This is a genomic window from Aliihoeflea sp. 40Bstr573, assembly GCF_024105655.1.
Lineage (GTDB): Bacteria > Pseudomonadota > Alphaproteobacteria > Rhizobiales > Rhizobiaceae > Aliihoeflea.
This window is the reverse complement of record NZ_JAAAMH010000013.1, coordinates 38,652-54,332: the sequence shown is the minus strand read 5'-3', so window position 1 is coordinate 54,332 and position 15,681 is coordinate 38,652. Positions and strand designations below refer to the sequence as shown.

Below are 15,681 nucleotides of genomic sequence, written 5' to 3'. Positions count from 1 at the left end.
CATGCTGACCACTCGCGGCTGGACTCTGCGCGAAATCCTCATCGTCGCCGTTCTCGGCGCCGTTTTCGGCATTCTCTATCTGGCCTGGGTGCAGGTCTGGCTGATCGCGCAGGCGATCTTTGGCGCCGTGACCATGGATGTCGTGATGGGCTTCTGGTTCATCGTCTCCATCATCGCCGCCGCGATCATCCGCAAGCCGGGCGCAGCGCTCTTGTCGGAGGTGCTTGCCGCGCTCGTGCAGGTGCTTCTCGGCAGCCCCGCTGGTCTTCTCCTGCTTGTCACCGGCCTCGTCCAGGGCGCGGGCGCGGAAGCCGTCTTCGCCGCGACGCGCTGGAAGAACTACCGCCTGCCGGTGCTGATGCTCGCCGGTGTCGGCGCGGCGATCGCTTCCTTCATCTATACCTGGATCCGCTTCGACTACGGCGCGCTCGCCCCCGGCCTGCTCGTCACCATGTTCGTTTTGCGGTGCCTGAGCGGCGCGATCCTCGGCGGTTTTGCCGGCCATTTCGTGGTCGAGGCGCTCTACAAGACCGGCGTTTTGTCCGGCCTCAAGATCGATCATGAGCGCCGCCTTCAGCGTGCCTGAAGCCGCGCCCGCCGTCGCATGGCGAGAGGTTGCCGTACGCTATCCCTATGCGGCGAACCTTGCCGTCGGTCCGGTATCGCTTGAACTGCGCAAGGGCGAACGGCTTCTGCTCCTCGGCCCTTCCGGTTGCGGCAAGTCCACGCTGTTGGGCACCATCACCGGCCTGGTGCCCGCGACGATCCCGGCCGAGATAACGGGGGAGATCGCAACGCTCGGCGTGCCGGCCGCAAGCCGCTCGCCCGCTGAGTGGTCGGCGTCCGTTGCCCAGCTTTTCCAGGATGCAGACCAAACGCTTTGCGGCATGACGGTGGGGGACGAAGTCGCCTTCGCGCTCGAAAACCGGGCGCTGCCGGCAGACGAGATTGCAACCCGCGTGGATCGCGCTCTGGCAAAGGCCGGTGTGCCAGAAAGCTGGCGCGCGCGGCGCACAGCCGCGCTCTCAGGCGGCGAAAGGCAACTCGTCGCGCTCGCCGCCGCGCTGGCACAGGAAGCCGCACTCTTCATCGCCGATGAACCGACCGCGCACCTGTCGCCCGACGCCGCCGCGCGCCTCCACGCCGTCATCGGCGGCGAGGGCGAGACGTTCCTTGTCGTGGATCATCGCCTCGACGGGCTGATCGGCACGATCGACCGCGTCGCGGTCATCGGCCGCAACGGAGCGCTCTTTGCCGAGGGCTCACCGCGCGACATCTTTCGCGCGCGGGGCGAAGTTCTTGCAGCAGAAGGAATCTGGCGGCCTCTCGCCGCAGATCTCGACCGGCTCTTGTGCGGGATCGGCATCGTGCTCGAGCGACCGCCGCTGGTATTGTCCGAAATCATCGATGGCCTCAACCGACTGTCGCCGGCTGACCGAACCGCCGCCGGCACGGTGATCCGCCATTTCCTTTCGGACCGTATCGCCGGACCTACCGCATCGACCCGCCCGTCGTGCGCCACGCTCGTGCATGCCGCCTGCGCGCCGCTATTTGCCAAGCCCGTCCTGCACGACATCTCGATGGAAATCGGGCCTGGCGAGACCGTCGCAATTCTCGGCCGCAACGGTGCAGGCAAATCGACGCTCGGTGCGACGCTCGCCGGGCTGCTGCGTCTCAAGGGAGGAACCCGAACCGGCCCTGCCGGCGGCTTCGCCTTCCAGCGCCCCGAAACGCAGTTCACCGAAGGAAGCGTCCGGGCCGAGCTGGAGTCGATCGTCGGCAAAGACGCCGCGAGCATCGATGCAATCCTTTCCGCCTGGCGCCTCGAGAACGTCGCTGACCAGCACCCGTTCGAGCTGTCACAGGGGCAGAAGCGCCGTCTCGCACTTGCGACTTTGACGGCCGATACGCGCTGGCCCTTTCTCGTTCTTGACGAGCCGACCGCAGGCCTCGACGCCGCTGCCAGCAACGAGATCGCATCGCGCATTGCGAAAATCGCGGCGGATGGCAGGGCGGTCATGGTCATCACCCACGACATGGATTTCGCGCTGAAGACCTGTTCGCGGGGCATCGTCCTCGATGGCGGATCGATCGCCGCTGACGCGCCACTCATCGACCTCCTTCGCGACGGCGAGCTTCTTGCGAGCGCCGGCCTGAACGCTCCGGAACTCCTCCTGCTGGTCGACTGGATGGAGGCTGTTCCGTGCTGAGCATGCTTCATCCCCTGCCAAAGCTGATCGTCTGCCTCGTCTGGCTAGCGGCCTCGATCGCCGTTTTCGATCCACGCTTCCAGGCTGGCATCGTCGTCCTTTCCGCGCTCGCGATGATCGTCATCGAACGCCGCTCGCCGCTGCTCATTCTCGCGCTCATGATACCGTTCGCGCTGTTCGGTTTCGGCTTCCTGACGACCGCGACGCTCTTTCGCGAGGAGAGCGATTTCGCTACCCGCATGGCCGCCGAAACGCCGTTCGGCTCGCCTGCCTTCTCGGCTGGAATCGTTCTTTTCCTTCGCGCAATCGCCTGCGGCATGGTCTCGGCCGTCTTCGTGCTGACGACGGAGCCAGGCCGCTTCATCAAGGCGCTGATGGCGAACTGGCATTTGTCGCCGCGCATCGGCTACGCGCTCTTTTCGGCGCTGCATCTCGTGCCCGATCTTGCATCCGAAGCGCAGCAGATTCGTCTCGCCCGGGCTATGAAGAGGGGCCGCGTCCCGCGTCGCCTACCTGGCCCGCTGGAGACCGCGTCGCTCGTCGTGCCGCTTCTCGCCTTTGCCATCCGCCGCGCCAACCGCGCCGCGATCGCCATGGAAGCGCGCGGACTTGGCACCGTAAGCGTGCGAACGATCGTCGGTGCGCCGCGATTGCGCCCGGCGGATGCGAGCTTCACCATCGTGGCACTCGCGCTCCTCGCGGTCCTTTTCATTCTGACATCCGGTGTCTGGCGGGCTTGGTGAACGCCTCAAGGGCTGTTACACTTTAGCCAACGTGAAAGACAGGAGTGCCTGCTGCCGGCTTTGTTTGCTGGCGCGGCGCCGAAGGGAATAGAGTGACGGACCCCGAATACGGCAATGACGTGCCGTCGGACGGGGCGCGCCCGCCGCGCGGCGACGCCGGCAAAAGGCATTCGAGGCCGCCACCCGGCGGTCGCAATGCGCATGCGCAGCCTCCGGCCAACGGCAGACCCGAAGACAAGGCCGGCGAAAAGCCAGGCAAGTCGCGCAAAAGGCGCAAGCGCAAGCGCGGCCGCAAGGTTTATGCGCGCGATGACGCGCCCCAGAACAAGCCGACCGCGCCAGAATTCAAACAGCCGCAGCCAAAGCCGGCAGCTCCTGCGCTCGCCCCGAACCGTTTCAACGGCCGCGACATGGCCGGCGGTGAAGCGCCGGTCTATGCCGCGCTCGATCTCGGCACCAACAATTGCCGCTTGCTCGTCGCCATCCCGGGGAAAGGCGGTCAGTTCCGCGTCGTGGATGCCTTTTCGCGCATCGTCCGGCTGGGCGAGGGGCTAACCGCCTCCGGTCGCCTGTCCGACGCCGCGATGGACCGCGCTGTCGAGGCGTTGAAAGTCTGCGCCGACAAGCTGCGGAATCGCCGTTTGAAACGCGTCCGTCTCATCGCGACGGAAGCCTGCCGCTCGGCCGCGAACGGTGCCGAGTTCATAGCCCGGGTCAAGCGCGAGACAGGCCTCTCGCTGGAGATCATCGACCGCAAGACTGAAGCGCGCCTCGCCGTCTCCGGCTGCGGCTCGCTGGTCGAGCGGGGGACCAAGGGCGTCGTCCTCTTCGACATCGGTGGCGGCTCGTCGGAAATCGCGCTTGTCGATGTGTCGCGCCACCGCACGCCGCGCCTTGCCAATCACATCGTCTCGTGGACGTCGCTGCCCGTCGGCGTCGTCTCGCTTGCCGAGCGTTTCGGCGGACGGCACGTCACGCGTGATGTCTTCGACGCGATGGTCGACGACGTCGCCGACATGCTTGACCGGTTCGAGGGCCGCGACCGGCTTTCCCACGTCCTCGCCGATGACGGTTTCCATCTCCTCGGCACGTCAGGAACTGTGACGACGCTCGCCGGCATCCATCTCGGCCTTGAGCGCTACGACCGCCGCCGGGTCGACGGGCTCTGGCTGCAAAACGATGAAGTCGATGCGATGATCACGACCCTGCTTGACTGGGAGTTTGAAAAGCGCGTCGCCAACCCCTGCATCGGCGCCGACCGCGCCGACCTCGTCCTTGGTGGCTGCGCGATCCTCGAAGCCATTCGCCGCGCGTGGCCATCCAAGCGCCTGCGCGTCGCGGACAGGGGCCTGCGCGAAGGCATGCTATCCGAACTCATGGCCGATGACGGCGTCTGGCGCCGGGCCCGCAAGCGGAGACCGCTCGACGCATGACCAAACCCGTCAAACCCGGCTCCGGCCCGACAGGCGCGCGCGCGCTCAAGACCCGCGTGAAGAAGAAGCGCGGCCTCAAGAACTCGTCCCGCCGCTGGCTGGAACGCCATCTGAACGATCCTTATGTCCACCGCTCCAAGGCGGATGGCTACCGCTCGCGCGCGGCCTACAAACTCATCGAGATCGATGACAAGTACAAGCTCCTGAAGCCCGGCCAAAAGGTGCTCGACCTTGGCGCAGCGCCAGGCGGCTGGTGCCAGGTCGCGGCCGCACGGATCAATTCGCCGATCGACGCCCCGACGGTCGTCGGCATCGATTACCTGCCGGTTGACCCGGTTCCCGGCGCCGCGCTTCTGGAGATGGACTTTCTCGACGACGATGCACCCAAGCGCCTGATGGAAACGCTTGGCGGAGCACCTGATCTCGTCATTTCGGACATGGCCGCCCCGACGACCGGCCACCGCCGAACGGATCACATCCGCACCATGCATCTGTGCGAGGTCGCAGCCGATTTCGCCATTTCGGTGTTGAAGCCGGGCGGGCATTTCCTCGCGAAGACCTTCCAGGGCGGCACGGAGAACGATCTTCTCGATCTTCTCAAGCGCAATTTCCGCAGCGTCCACCACGTCAAGCCGCCGGCCTCGCGAGATGCTTCGGTCGAGCTTTTCATCCTGGCGAAGGACTTCAAGGGCAGGCAGGAGCCGGCAGACGACCCGTATCAGTCGCCTGCCAGCGGTGCCTGATCGTCCTTGAGTTTTGCGAGGCCGTGGCCGGACACTGTCCGCCCCGCGGTCCTCGAAAGGCTAAGGATCGGCAGGATGGCGAGCGCTGCCAGTCCTCCGACCGCAAAGAAGGCGAATGAGAAGGCTTCGAGCCCGATTGGCTCTCCGGTCCACAAGTGATGCGCTTCGAGCAGCATGCCCGCCGCCGCGACGCCAAGCGCAATTGAGATCTGCTGCGACACCGCCGCGATCGCGGTCGCCTGGCTTGCCTGGCTGTCGTCGATCTCGGCAAAAACCAGCGCATTGTTCGAGGTGAAGAAGAGCGAGCGAAGAAAGCCCGCGACGATCAGCGTACCGATGATGACGGCGTAGGGCGTTGACGGCGTGAAGAACCCGTTGATCGCGATCAGGCTCGCCCCGCCGCCGACGGCAATCAGGAGTACCGTGCGAAAGCCGAATGCCCGCAGCGCCGTGGTCGCCACGAACTTCAGTGAGATCGCGCCGATCGCGCTGGCAAAGGTGAGCAGGCCCGACTGGAACGCGTCGAGCCCGAAGGCGAGCTGGAACATCAGCGGCAGCAGGAACGGCGTCGCGCCGACGCCGATCCGGAAGATCGAGCCCGAAAGGATCGCGATCCGAGGCACCGGATTGTTGAACAGCCTCAGATCGAGGATTGGCGACAACGTCGCGCGTGAATGGCGGACATAGAGCACGGACGCGAAAATGCCGACGATGAGCGTCGCGACACCGACGATCGGGGGCAGGGCCGGCAGCGAGACGACGGATAGCCCGAAGACGATGCCCGCCGCCGCGATCGCTGCCAGCACGAAGCCGCGCCAATCGATCGGCGCGGCGATCCCGCCCGGCATTTCCGGCAGGACGCGCCCCGCAACGAAGATCCCGATGACGCCGATCGGTACGTTGATCAGGAAGATCCAGTGCCAGGTGAAATAGGTGGTGATGAAGCCGCCGACCGGCGGCCCGATCAGCGGACCGATCAGCGCCGGAACGGTGAGCCAGGCCATGGCGGATACGAGCTGGTCGCGCCGCGTGGCCCGTACGAGCACGAGGCGGCCGACCGGCGTCATCATTGCGCCGCCCATACCCTGCAGGAAGCGCGAGCCGACGAAGGCCTCGAGCGAATTGGCGAAGGCGCAGAAGATCGAACCGACGACGAAGACGCCAATGGCGATGCGGAACACCCGCTTGGCGCCGAATCGATCCGCCATCCAGCCGGATACGGGGATGAAGATCGCAAGCGCCACGAAATAGGAGGTCAGCGCCAGCTTCAGTGTGATCGGGCTGGTACCGATATCGGCCGCGATCGCTGGCAGCGACGTGGCGATGACGGTCGAATCCATCTGTTCCATGAACAGGGCGACCGCGAGGATAAGCGGAATGGCGCGGTTCAAGAGTGGTGTCCGGAAAAAGATCGCAGATGCGAATGCATGGCCGCGCACTAGCATGGCTCGCCCCGCGCGCACAATTGCACATGTGAACGGTTCACTTCTGTGTGAGACCGGTTGCCGTTCTCCCGTTCTGGTCCATCTGCCGCTGCATCCCTAAAACAAAGCTGGAGAGAGCCGATGTCAGGCACCACTGATCGTCGAACGATATTCAAGCTTGCTGGAGGCGCCGCGATGGCCTTGACCGCACCCCAGATCATGGTTCGCGCAGCAAGTGCGCAGATCGCGACCGCTCCTGAAGTCGGCAATCCGGGCTATTCCAGTTTCAGGCTCGGCGATTTTCAGATCACCACCGTTCTGGACGGCGCTCGCCCCTCCCACGGTCCGTACCCGACCTTCGGCGAGGATCAGGAGGAGGATGCCGTCGCCGAATTGATGGAGGCGAACTTCCTGCCCGCGGACCAGTTCGTGAACGGCTTTGCTCCGGTCATCATTGACACCGGATCGGAGAAGATTCTCTTCGACACCGGCCTTGGAGAGGGCGCACGGGCCAACGGCCTTGGCCAGTTGCGTGAGCGGATGCAGGCTACCGGTCACCAGCCCGACGAGATCGACATCGTCGTCCTCACCCATTTCCATGGCGACCATATCGGAGGTCTGATGGAAGGCGGCGCGCCGGCCTTCGCCAATGCTCGCTACGTTGCCGGGCAGGCCGAGTATGATTTCTGGACCGCGCCGGAGCGTGCCGAGGGTCAGACCGCCAACGCGGCCCAGGCCGTCGAGGCAAATGTTGTTCCGCTCGCCGAAGACATGACATTCCTGGCGGACGGCGACGAGGTCGTTCCGGGAATCTCGGCCGTGGCTGCCTTCGGCCACACGCCCGGTCACCTCGCCTTCGCCATCGAAAGCGGCGGTCGCCAGCTCATGTTGACGGCAGATACGGCCAACCATTACGTGGCTTCGCTGATGCGGCCCGACTGGCACGTCCGCTTCGATATGGACAAGGAGATGGCAGTCGAAACCCGCAAGCGCATCTTCGACCAGATCGCGACTGAACGCATTCCCTTCATCGGCTACCACATGCCGTTCCCGGCCGTGGGTTTCGTCGAAAAGATCGATCAGGGCTATCGCTACGTTCCGGCGACCTATCAGTTCGATCTTTAGGCCAGTCGGGCGCTTGCGCGGAAAAAGCCTGGCCGCTGGGTGCGGCTGGGCTTTTCATGTCGCCAAAGCTTTGCCTCAATCGCCCGGAAAGTCGAGGCAACTGCACAACATCCTCACGGGCCTCCATGACCGAAACGACGATTGACCGCCGCCGGTTTCTGATCCTGGGCGGCGCTGCATGGGCGCTCGCGCCCCTGGCGGGCTGCCTGTCGCATGGCCCCTCTGGCGAAAGCGTGCGCATGACCCGCGACGGCGCGCCGCTCCTTGCCGACATTCGCAGCGCAAATTCGCTTGGCGCGGTGCGCGCGGACAGCGAGTTGGAGACTGCCGCGATCGTGCAGGCCGGCTTCATGGCCGAGACCGGGCGCATGGCGCACGACACGGGCATTGGTCGCTCGTTCCAAACGCGCATGGGCAAGGTGACGACCAACGGCGCGGCGGCTGAGAACCTTGCCCGTGGTCGCATGGACCTTGTGCGTGTCATGGACATCTGGATGAACTCGCCCGGCCACCGCCGCAACATGCTCGATCCGAAGTTCTCACGTTTTGGCCTCGGCTACGTCACCGATCCGCGCGATCCTGCGCAGCGCTACTGGGCTATGGTGCTGGCTGCCTGAGCCGGCTTCCGGGTACGACACAGCTATGTTGCGCCGCAACGCTTCCCATATGACAGGGGACGTGTTACGAGCCGCCGCCAATCCCAGTTTCCCGGGCGAGGCAAGGCAATGGCAAAAATCATCGAATCCGCAACCGGCGCAATTGCGCTCACCTTCGACGACGTGCTCCTGCAGCCCGGTCACTCGAACGTGATGCCAGGTCAGACGGACGTCTCGACCCGCATCGCCCGCGACATCGACCTGAACATCCCGATCCTTTCGGCGGCCATGGACACGGTGACCGATTCGCGCCTCGCCATCGCCATGGCGCAGGCCGGCGGCATTGGCGTCGTCCACCGCAACTTCTCGCCCGCCGAGCAGGCCGAACAGGTCCGTCAGGTCAAGAAGTTCGAAAGCGGAATGGTGGTCAATCCGGTGACGATCGGCCCCGACGCCACGCTGGGCGATGCGCAGGCCTTGATGCGCGCCCACGGGATTTCCGGCATCCCGGTCGTCGAGAACGGCGGCACCGGCGGTCATCGCACCGGCCGCCTCGTCGGCATCCTGACCAATCGCGACGTGCGCTTCGCCTCCGACCCGGCGCAGACGGTCCGCGAACTGATGACCCACCGCGACCTGATCACGGTCAAGGAGACGGTCAGCCAGGACGAGGCCAAGCGCCTGCTGCACCAGCACCGCATCGAAAAGCTGCTCGTCGTGGACGGTGACGGAAGCTGCGTGGGGCTCATCACGGTCAAGGACATCGAGAAATCGCAACTCAATCCGAATGCCTCGAAAGACGCGCAGGGACGCCTGCGCGTCGCCGCCGCCACCAGCGTCGGCGATGACGGTTTCGAGCGCGCCGAGCGCCTGATCGACGCCGGCGTCGACTTGATCGTCATCGACACCGCACACGGCCATTCGCAGCGCGTCCTCGACGCGGTACTGCGTGCCAAGAAGATGTCGAATTCCGTGCGCATCGTCGCCGGCAATGTGGCGACCGCGGAAGCGACGAAGGCACTCATCGATTCGGGCGCCGACGCCGTCAAGATCGGCATCGGGCCGGGCTCGATCTGCACCACGCGGATCGTTGCAGGCGTCGGCGTGCCGCAGCTCTCCGCCATCATGGGCGCAGCCGAGGAGGCCGACAAGGCGGGCGTCGGCGTCATCGCCGATGGCGGCATCAAGTTCTCCGGCGACCTCGCCAAGGCGCTTGCCGCCGGCGCGTCGGCGGCCATGGTCGGCTCGCTTCTGGCCGGCACGGACGAAAGCCCCGGCGAGGTTTATCTGCATCAGGGCCGCTCCTACAAATCCTATCGCGGCATGGGCTCGGTCGGCGCAATGGCGCGCGGCTCTGCCGACCGCTACTTCCAGGCCGAAGTTCGCGATGCGCTCAAGCTCGTGCCGGAAGGCATCGAGGGCCAGGTGCCCTACAAGGGTCCGGTCGCGGGCGTCCTCCATCAGCTCGTCGGCGGCCTGAAGGCGGCGATGGGCTATGTCGGCGCCGCGAACCTGACTGAATTGCGTGACCGTGCCACCTTCGTGCGCATCTCCAATGCCGGCTGGCGCGAGAGCCACACGCATGACGTGACGATTACCCGCGAAAGCCCGAACTATCCCGGTATGAGCTGAGTGGCGCGATGAACCAGACCGCGATCTTCTGGCCGATGCTGGCGCATGTCGCGCTGGTCTACGGCATCTATGTGTTGATGTTCCTGCGACGTAAGGCGGCCGTCAAGGCCGGCAGTACCAGGATTTCGCAGTTCCGGGAGAACACCAACGAGCCTCCTGAAAGCCTATTCGTTCGCAACAATCTGGCCAACCAGTTCGAGCTTCCGGTCCTTTTCCACGCGTGCTGCCTGGCGCTTTACGCCGTCGGCGGGGCCGGGCTGTTCGCGCTCGTGCTCGCCTGGATCTTTGTCCTTTCGCGCTACGTTCACGCTTTCATCCACGTGACCTCCAACCGCATCCGCTACCGCCAGCCGGCATTCTCGCTCGGCTTCCTCGTGCTGGCGATCATGTGGATCTGGCTGGCGCTCGCCATTAACTAGCGAGCTCGCCGATCGTTTCGGCGAGCGCGCGAAAATCCGCTTCGCGGGCGGCCCGCTTGCGCCAGGCCATGCCGATCGTGCGCGAGGGGATCGGCGCGGAGAAAGGCACGAACTTGACACCTGGCAGAGCCTTTGAAGCGGTGAGCGCCATTTCCGGCACCAGCGTCAGGCCCTGGCCGTGCGCCACCATCTGCAGAAGCGTCGTCAGGCTCGTCGCGCCGAAATTCGACATGGCGAGCGGCTTGACCGATCCGCAGATCGCAAGGGCCTGATCGCGCAGGCAGTGCCCTTCTTCAAGAAGGATCAGACGCTCCAGTTCCGGACTCTCCGGCGCGACCGGGGGCTCGATGAAATTCGGGTCGTTCTGAGGCACGGCAAGCAGGAAGCCATCCTCCAGGATAGGCGCCGCGGCCAGCCGCGCATCTTCCAGTGGCAGCGCAGCGATGAACGCATCGAGCCGGCCGGCCAGCGTCTCCTCGACGAGCGTCGAGGTCACCGATTCCTTCAGTTCCAGCAACAGATCGGGAAAACGCGCGCCAAGTGCCGGCAGGATCGCAGGCAGGAGATAGGGCGCGACCGTCGGAATGACGCCGAGCCGCATTCGACCCGACATCGCCGCCCGCTCGCGCCGCGCCATCGCCTCGATCTCCCGCATCTCGGCCAGAACGCGTTCGACCCGCGGCAAGAGAAGCCGTGCATCTTCCGACAGCGTCACGCCACGCCTGTAGCGATCGAACAGCCGCAAGCCCAGCTTGTCTTCCATTTCGGCAATTTGAGCGGAAAGGGCCGGCTGCGTGACGCCGGCAAGCTGCGCCGCGCGGCCGAAATGCAGCGTTTCGGCGAGGGCGATGAAATATTCCATCTGCCGAATAGTTAGCTTGATCATAACCGCAAACTATCGTTGATCCAAGAAAACGCAATTTGAAATTATCGCGCCGGTCGAATATCTGCTTGATTGAAACTGCCTGGGATTTCGGTTCCGGGCGACCAAGCAATTTTCGCCAGGGAGAAATGATCATGGATGCCAAGGTAGACGACAAGGGCACAGGCAAGTGCCCCGTTCCGCATTCGAGGGGTAGGCAGAACCGCGACTGGTGGCCAAACCAGCTCAATGTCAGCGTGCTGCACCAAAATACGCCCGACGCCAATCCGCTGGGCGAAGCGTTCGACTACGTGAAGGAGTTCGAAAGCCTCGATCTCGATGCCGTTATCGCCGACCTGCATGCGCTGATGACAGATTCGCAGGATTGGTGGCCGGCCGACTATGGCCATTACGGTCCGTTCTTCATCCGCATGGCCTGGCACAGCGCCGGCACCTATCGCGTCGGTGACGGGCGCGGCGGCGGCGGTCGGGGCCAGCAGCGCTTCGCTCCGCTCAACAGCTGGCCCGACAATGGCAACCTCGACAAGGCGCGCCGTCTGCTCTGGCCGATCAAGCAGAAATACGGCAGCAAGCTATCCTGGGCCGATCTGATGATCCTGACCGGCAACGTCGCTCTGGAATCCATGGGCTTCAAGACCTATGGCTTCGGCGGCGGCCGCGCCGACACCTGGGAGCCCGAGAACCACGTCAATTGGGGCGCCGAGGACAAGTGGCTGGCCGACAGCTCGCATGAAAACAGCCGCTACTCGGGCGACCGTGAGCTCCACGGCGATCTCGGCGCCGTCCAGATGGGCCTGATCTATGTCAACCCGGAAGGTCCTGATGGCAATCCGGACCCGATGAAGTCCGCCCGCGACATCCGCGAAACCTTTGCCCGCATGGCGATGAACGACGAGGAGACCGTCGCTCTGGTCGCCGGCGGCCACACATTCGGCAAGGCGCATGGCGCCGGGCCGGCGGACCATGTCGGCTTCGAGCCGGAAGGCGCCGAGATCGAGCATCAGGGCCTTGGCTGGGCGTCGACTTTCGAAAGCGGAATGGCAGGTCACACGATCACCAGCGGCATCGAGGGTGCATGGACGCCCACGCCGATCACCTGGGACATGACCTTCTTCGACACGCTTTACGGCCACGAATGGGAACTGACCAAGAGCCCGGCCGGCGCGCATCAGTGGAAGCCGGTCGGCACGACCGGCGACGGCAAGGTGCCGGACGCCCATGACGGCGAGAAGAAGCACGCGCCGATGATGACGACGGCCGACATGGCGCTGCGCACCGATCCCGAATACGATCGGATCTCGCGCCGCTTCCATGCCAATCCGCAGGAATTCGCGCAGGCCTTCGCCAAGGCGTGGTTCAAGCTCACCCATCGCGACATGGGCCCGCTGAAGCTCTATCGCGGCAAGCTCGCGCCGAAGGAGCCGTTGATCTGGCAAGACCCGATCCCGGAAGTCGACCACCCGCTGGTCGACGCATCCGACATCGCGCAGCTCAAGCAGGAAATTGCCGCCACCGGCCTCACGGTCGCGGAACTGGCTTCCGTCGCCTGGGCATCTGCCTCCACCTTCCGCGAGTCGGACAAGCGCGGCGGCGCCAATGGCGCCCGCATCCGTCTTGCCCCGCAGAAGGATTGGGACGTCAACCGTCCTGCCGAGCTTGCCAAGGTGCTCGCCGCCCTCGAAGCCATCCAGGGTGAGTTCAACGCGGGCGGCAAGAAGGTTTCGCTGGCAGACCTGATCGTGCTCGCCGGCTCGGTCGCGGTCGAGAAGGCGGCGAGGGATGCCGGCCACGACGTGACGGTCCCCTTCACCCCGGGACGCATGGACGCCTCGCAGGAACAGACCGAAGTCGAGTCGTTCGCCTACATGGAGCCGAAGGCGGACGGGTTCCGCAACTATGTGCGCAACCCGATCATGTCGGTGGAAGAGCACCTGGTCGACCGTGCCCAGTTGCTCCAGCTCACCGCCCCGGAGATGACGGTGCTCGTTGGCGGCCTGCGCGTCCTTCAGGTCGGCAGCCCGGAGCATGGCGTCCTCACCGACCGGCCGGGCAAGCTCACCAACGACTTCTTCGTGAACCTCCTCGACATGGGCACGAAGTGGAAAGGCATCGAAGGTTCGAACGGCGTTTTCGAAGGGCAGGACCGCAAGTCCGGCGCCCGTCGCTGGACCGCTACTCGAGCGGACCTGATTTTCGGCTCGCACTCGCAGCTCCGCGCCTTCGCCGAAGTCTATGGCAGCGCCGACGCCAGGGAGAAGTTTGTCAAGGACTTCGTCTCGGCCTGGGTCAAGGTGATGGAACTCGACCGCTTCGACCTGAAGGAAGAAGAACGCCGCAAGGCCGCCTAACGGGGCTGAGAATCAAGTACATGGGTCAAGGCCGGGCAGCGCGCCCGGCCTTTTCCATTGGGGGCGCGGCGTGAAAGACCATCCCGTTGCTGAGCGAATGCTGGCGGTCGCGCTTGCCGGCCTTGCAGGATTTGTGGATGCCGTCGCCTTTATCGAACTCGGCGGCTATTTCGTCTCGTTCATGACGGGCAACTCCGTACAGATAGGCACCGGGCTCGCCGAGCACGCATCGGCGGTGATCCTGCCGCTGTCGCTCGTCGCGCTGTTCGTGGCGGGCGTGGTCGCCAGTTCGCTGGCCGTCCACAAAGCCGGGCGTTTTCGTGCACCGGCAACGCTCCTGCTCGTCGCGGCCCTCTTGTCCGCGGCCGCCTTCGCCGCCGCCGAGGGCAGGTCCTGGATCGCGATCGCCTGCATGGCGCTGGCGATGGGGAGCGAGAACGCGGTGTTCCAGCGCAATGGCGAAGTGTCGATCGGAGTGACTTACATGACCGGCGCGCTGGTCAAGATGGGGCAGGGCATGGCGGCCGCTTTACGCGGCGGCGGCCATTCATCCTGGTTCTGGCACTTCTGTCTGTGGGTCGGCCTTGCATCGGGGGCGGTCGCGGGAGCGTTTGCCTTTCGTGCCTTCGCCATGCAAGCGCTCTGGCTGGCAGTGGCGGCCAGCTTGATCTTTGCTCTTGCTGCATTGCTGCTCATGCCTGCGGTCAAGTCTCCGGACTTGTGATCGACGCGGCAACGCATTAGTCACACTGCCATCCGGGCAACCGACTATAGGAACAAGACATGCGTTTGGGCGGCAGGCTGGCAGCAGCCATCGAGGTTTTAACCGACATGGAGGCCCGCCACAGGCCGGCGGCCGAAGCGCTGAAAGACTGGGGCCTGTCGCATCGCTTTGCCGGCGCGGGCGATCGAGCCGCCATTGGCAACATTGTCTACGACGCGCTGCGCCGCAAACGCTCGGCGGGCTGGCTTGCTGGCTCCGATACGCCGCGCGGCATGGCGCTCGGCGCGCTCGCGCTTGAAAACGGCATGTCCGCCGCCGACATCGCCGCAGCTCTTGACGGCGACCGCTTCGCAGCCAAGCCGCCAACCGCCGACGAAGTCGAAGCCTTGTCGCTGCGCCGGCTTGTGGATGCCCCTGCGCTCATCCAGGCCGATTGCCCCGATTGGTGCGAGCCACTTCTGCGCGAGACGTTCGGCGAGGACTGGATTGAAGAAGCCGCGGCACTTGCCGCCCGCCCGCCGCTCGACATGCGCGTCAACACGCTGAAATCCGACGGCGACCGTGTGCTCTCTGAGTTGAAGCCGACCGGCGCGCACCCAACGGCCATCGCTCCGCTGGGCCTGCGCATCGCGCCGATCGAAGGGGCAGGGCGCCACCCCAACGTGCAGGTCGAGCCCGCCTTCCAGAAAGGCTGGTTCGAGGTGCAGGACGAGGGCTCGCAGATGGCGGCCGCGCTCGCCGGTGCCGCGCCCGGCATGCAGGTCCTCGACTATTGCGCGGGTGCGGGCGGCAAGACGCTCGCGCTGGCAGCTTCGATGGCCAACAAGGGCCAGATTTTCGCGCACGACGCCGACAAGTCCCGTCTCGCGCCGATCTTCGACCGCCTGAAGCGGGCAGGGGTGCGCAATGCGCAGGTTGTCGCGGGCGCTGCCGGCCTTTCCGGGCATGAAGGCCAGATGGACCTCGTTCTCATCGACGCGCCGTGCACCGGTTCGGGCACGTGGCGCCGCCGCCCGGACGCCAAATGGCGCCTTACCGACCGCCAGCTCGAAATACGCACCGGCGAACAAGCAGAAATCCTTCGGAGCGCCTCGCGCTTCGTGAAGCCCGGTGGTCGTCTCGTCTACGTCACCTGCTCGGTTTTCGACGCCGAGAACGGCTCGCAGATCGACCGTTTCGCCGCCGAGAACCCCGGTTTCGCGCCAGTCGACCACACGGCTCATTTCGAGAAGACGTTTCTCGGCCAATCGGACAAGGCGCGCATCGATCCCGCACGCGGCATCGTCCTGTCCCCCCACCGCACAGGCACTGACGGCTTCTTCGTCGCCGTGCTGCAGCGGAGCTTGTAAAGGCGGGTCTGGAAGTCATTGCGGCCGTTCAGGCGGCATTGACCTCACGCGC

The 15,681-nt window shown here is 65.2% G+C and carries 14 protein-coding genes; 12 read left to right on the top strand and 2 right to left on the bottom strand.

Going from position 1 to position 15,681, the window contains the following annotated elements; translation table 11 throughout:
* Position 1 precedes the first annotated feature (1 nt).
* From GTK01_RS15440 to GTK01_RS15420, 5 genes are all read left to right on the top strand, one after another.
* Positions 2-586 (top strand): ECF transporter S component, encoded by a 585-nt coding sequence (locus GTK01_RS15440; RefSeq protein ID WP_252927561.1) that lies wholly within the window; start codon positions 2-4, stop codon positions 584-586.
* Complete coding sequence (locus GTK01_RS15435) at positions 561-2,210, top strand: ABC transporter ATP-binding protein (protein ID WP_252927559.1); 1,650 nt, start codon at positions 561-563, stop codon at positions 2,208-2,210. Before GTK01_RS15440 ends, GTK01_RS15435 begins: the two co-directional genes overlap by 26 nt.
* Before the next feature lie 2 nt (positions 2,211-2,212).
* Positions 2,213-2,953 carry an energy-coupling factor transporter transmembrane protein EcfT gene (locus GTK01_RS15430; protein ID WP_252927630.1) on the top strand — a complete coding sequence of 247 codons (741 nt, stop codon included), beginning with the start codon at positions 2,213-2,215 and terminating at the stop codon, positions 2,951-2,953.
* Positions 2,954-3,045: 92 nt separating this feature from the next.
* Positions 3,046-4,386: a Ppx/GppA family phosphatase gene (locus GTK01_RS15425; RefSeq protein ID WP_252927557.1), complete on the top strand. Its 1,341-nt coding sequence runs from the start codon at positions 3,046-3,048 to the stop codon at positions 4,384-4,386.
* Positions 4,383-5,129 (top strand): RlmE family RNA methyltransferase, encoded by a 747-nt coding sequence (locus tag GTK01_RS15420; RefSeq protein ID WP_252927555.1) that lies wholly within the window; start codon positions 4,383-4,385, stop codon positions 5,127-5,129. Before GTK01_RS15425 ends, GTK01_RS15420 begins: the two co-directional genes overlap by 4 nt.
* On the opposite strand, the gene GTK01_RS15415 is transcribed toward GTK01_RS15420, so the two are convergent.
* Complete coding sequence (locus GTK01_RS15415; RefSeq protein ID WP_252927553.1) at positions 5,105-6,520, bottom strand: MFS transporter; 1,416 nt, start codon at positions 6,518-6,520, stop codon at positions 5,105-5,107. The genes GTK01_RS15420 and GTK01_RS15415 overlap by 25 nt on opposite strands.
* A 174-nt stretch (positions 6,521-6,694) precedes the next feature.
* Here GTK01_RS15415 and GTK01_RS15410 point away from each other — a divergent pair, with 174 nt between their 5' ends.
* From GTK01_RS15410 to GTK01_RS15395, 4 genes are all read left to right on the top strand, one after another.
* A complete protein-coding gene (locus tag GTK01_RS15410; RefSeq protein ID WP_252927542.1) occupies positions 6,695-7,678 on the top strand; it encodes an MBL fold metallo-hydrolase in 984 nt (327 codons plus the stop codon).
* A 125-nt stretch (positions 7,679-7,803) separates the two neighbouring features.
* Positions 7,804-8,295: a CAP domain-containing protein gene (locus GTK01_RS15405; RefSeq protein ID WP_252927538.1), complete on the top strand. Its 492-nt coding sequence runs from the start codon at positions 7,804-7,806 to the stop codon at positions 8,293-8,295.
* Between the two features lie 108 nt (positions 8,296-8,403).
* Positions 8,404-9,906 carry an IMP dehydrogenase gene (guaB, locus tag GTK01_RS15400; RefSeq protein ID WP_252927537.1) on the top strand — a complete coding sequence of 501 codons (1,503 nt, stop codon included), beginning with the start codon at positions 8,404-8,406 and terminating at the stop codon, positions 9,904-9,906.
* An 8-nt stretch (positions 9,907-9,914) separates the two neighbouring features.
* On the top strand, positions 9,915-10,325 hold the full coding sequence (locus tag GTK01_RS15395) for an MAPEG family protein (RefSeq protein ID WP_252927534.1): 411 nt from the start codon (positions 9,915-9,917) through the stop codon (positions 10,323-10,325).
* Here GTK01_RS15395 and GTK01_RS15390 read toward each other — a convergent pair.
* The gene (locus tag GTK01_RS15390) at positions 10,318-11,211 is read right to left on the bottom strand and encodes a LysR substrate-binding domain-containing protein (protein WP_252927531.1); all 894 of its coding nucleotides are present in this window, start codon (positions 11,209-11,211) and stop codon (positions 10,318-10,320) included. The genes GTK01_RS15395 and GTK01_RS15390 overlap by 8 nt on opposite strands.
* Before the next feature lie 131 nt (positions 11,212-11,342).
* Between GTK01_RS15390 and katG the strand changes: the two genes are divergently transcribed.
* The 3 genes from katG to GTK01_RS15375 all read left to right on the top strand — a co-directional run bounded on the left by katG (position 11,343) and on the right by GTK01_RS15375 (position 15,629).
* Entirely contained in the window at positions 11,343-13,556 is a 2,214-nt protein-coding gene (gene katG, locus GTK01_RS15385) for a catalase/peroxidase HPI (RefSeq protein WP_252927529.1), read from the top strand.
* A 70-nt stretch (positions 13,557-13,626) separates the two neighbouring features.
* Positions 13,627-14,280 carry a DUF1275 family protein gene (locus tag GTK01_RS15380; RefSeq protein WP_252927528.1) on the top strand — a complete coding sequence of 218 codons (654 nt, stop codon included), beginning with the start codon at positions 13,627-13,629 and terminating at the stop codon, positions 14,278-14,280.
* Positions 14,281-14,339: 59 nt separating this feature from the next.
* Complete coding sequence (locus GTK01_RS15375; RefSeq protein WP_252927526.1) at positions 14,340-15,629, top strand: RsmB/NOP family class I SAM-dependent RNA methyltransferase; 1,290 nt, start codon at positions 14,340-14,342, stop codon at positions 15,627-15,629.
* Positions 15,630-15,681: the final 52 nt, after the last annotated feature.

Excerpts from the sequence above, each read along its gene's own strand:
- GTK01_RS15440 (WP_252927561.1), top strand. The coding sequence starts at position 2 with ATGCTGACCACTCGCGGCTGGACTCTGCGCGAAATCCTCATCGTCGCC.
- GTK01_RS15435 (WP_252927559.1), top strand. The coding sequence starts at position 561 with ATGAGCGCCGCCTTCAGCGTGCCTGAAGCCGCGCCCGCCGTCGCATGG.
- GTK01_RS15430 (WP_252927630.1), top strand. The coding sequence starts at position 2,213 with ATGCTTCATCCCCTGCCAAAGCTGATCGTCTGCCTCGTCTGGCTAGCG.
- GTK01_RS15420 (WP_252927555.1), top strand. The coding sequence starts at position 4,383 with ATGACCAAACCCGTCAAACCCGGCTCCGGCCCGACAGGCGCGCGCGCG.
- GTK01_RS15410 (WP_252927542.1), top strand. The coding sequence starts at position 6,695 with ATGTCAGGCACCACTGATCGTCGAACGATATTCAAGCTTGCTGGAGGC.
- GTK01_RS15405 (WP_252927538.1), top strand. The coding sequence starts at position 7,804 with ATGACCGAAACGACGATTGACCGCCGCCGGTTTCTGATCCTGGGCGGC.
- guaB (WP_252927537.1), top strand. The coding sequence starts at position 8,404 with ATGGCAAAAATCATCGAATCCGCAACCGGCGCAATTGCGCTCACCTTC.
- GTK01_RS15395 (WP_252927534.1), top strand. The coding sequence starts at position 9,915 with ATGAACCAGACCGCGATCTTCTGGCCGATGCTGGCGCATGTCGCGCTG.
- GTK01_RS15390 (WP_252927531.1), bottom strand. The coding sequence starts at position 11,211 with ATGATCAAGCTAACTATTCGGCAGATGGAATATTTCATCGCCCTCGCC.
- katG (WP_252927529.1), top strand. The coding sequence starts at position 11,343 with ATGGATGCCAAGGTAGACGACAAGGGCACAGGCAAGTGCCCCGTTCCG.
- GTK01_RS15375 (WP_252927526.1), top strand. The coding sequence starts at position 14,340 with ATGCGTTTGGGCGGCAGGCTGGCAGCAGCCATCGAGGTTTTAACCGAC.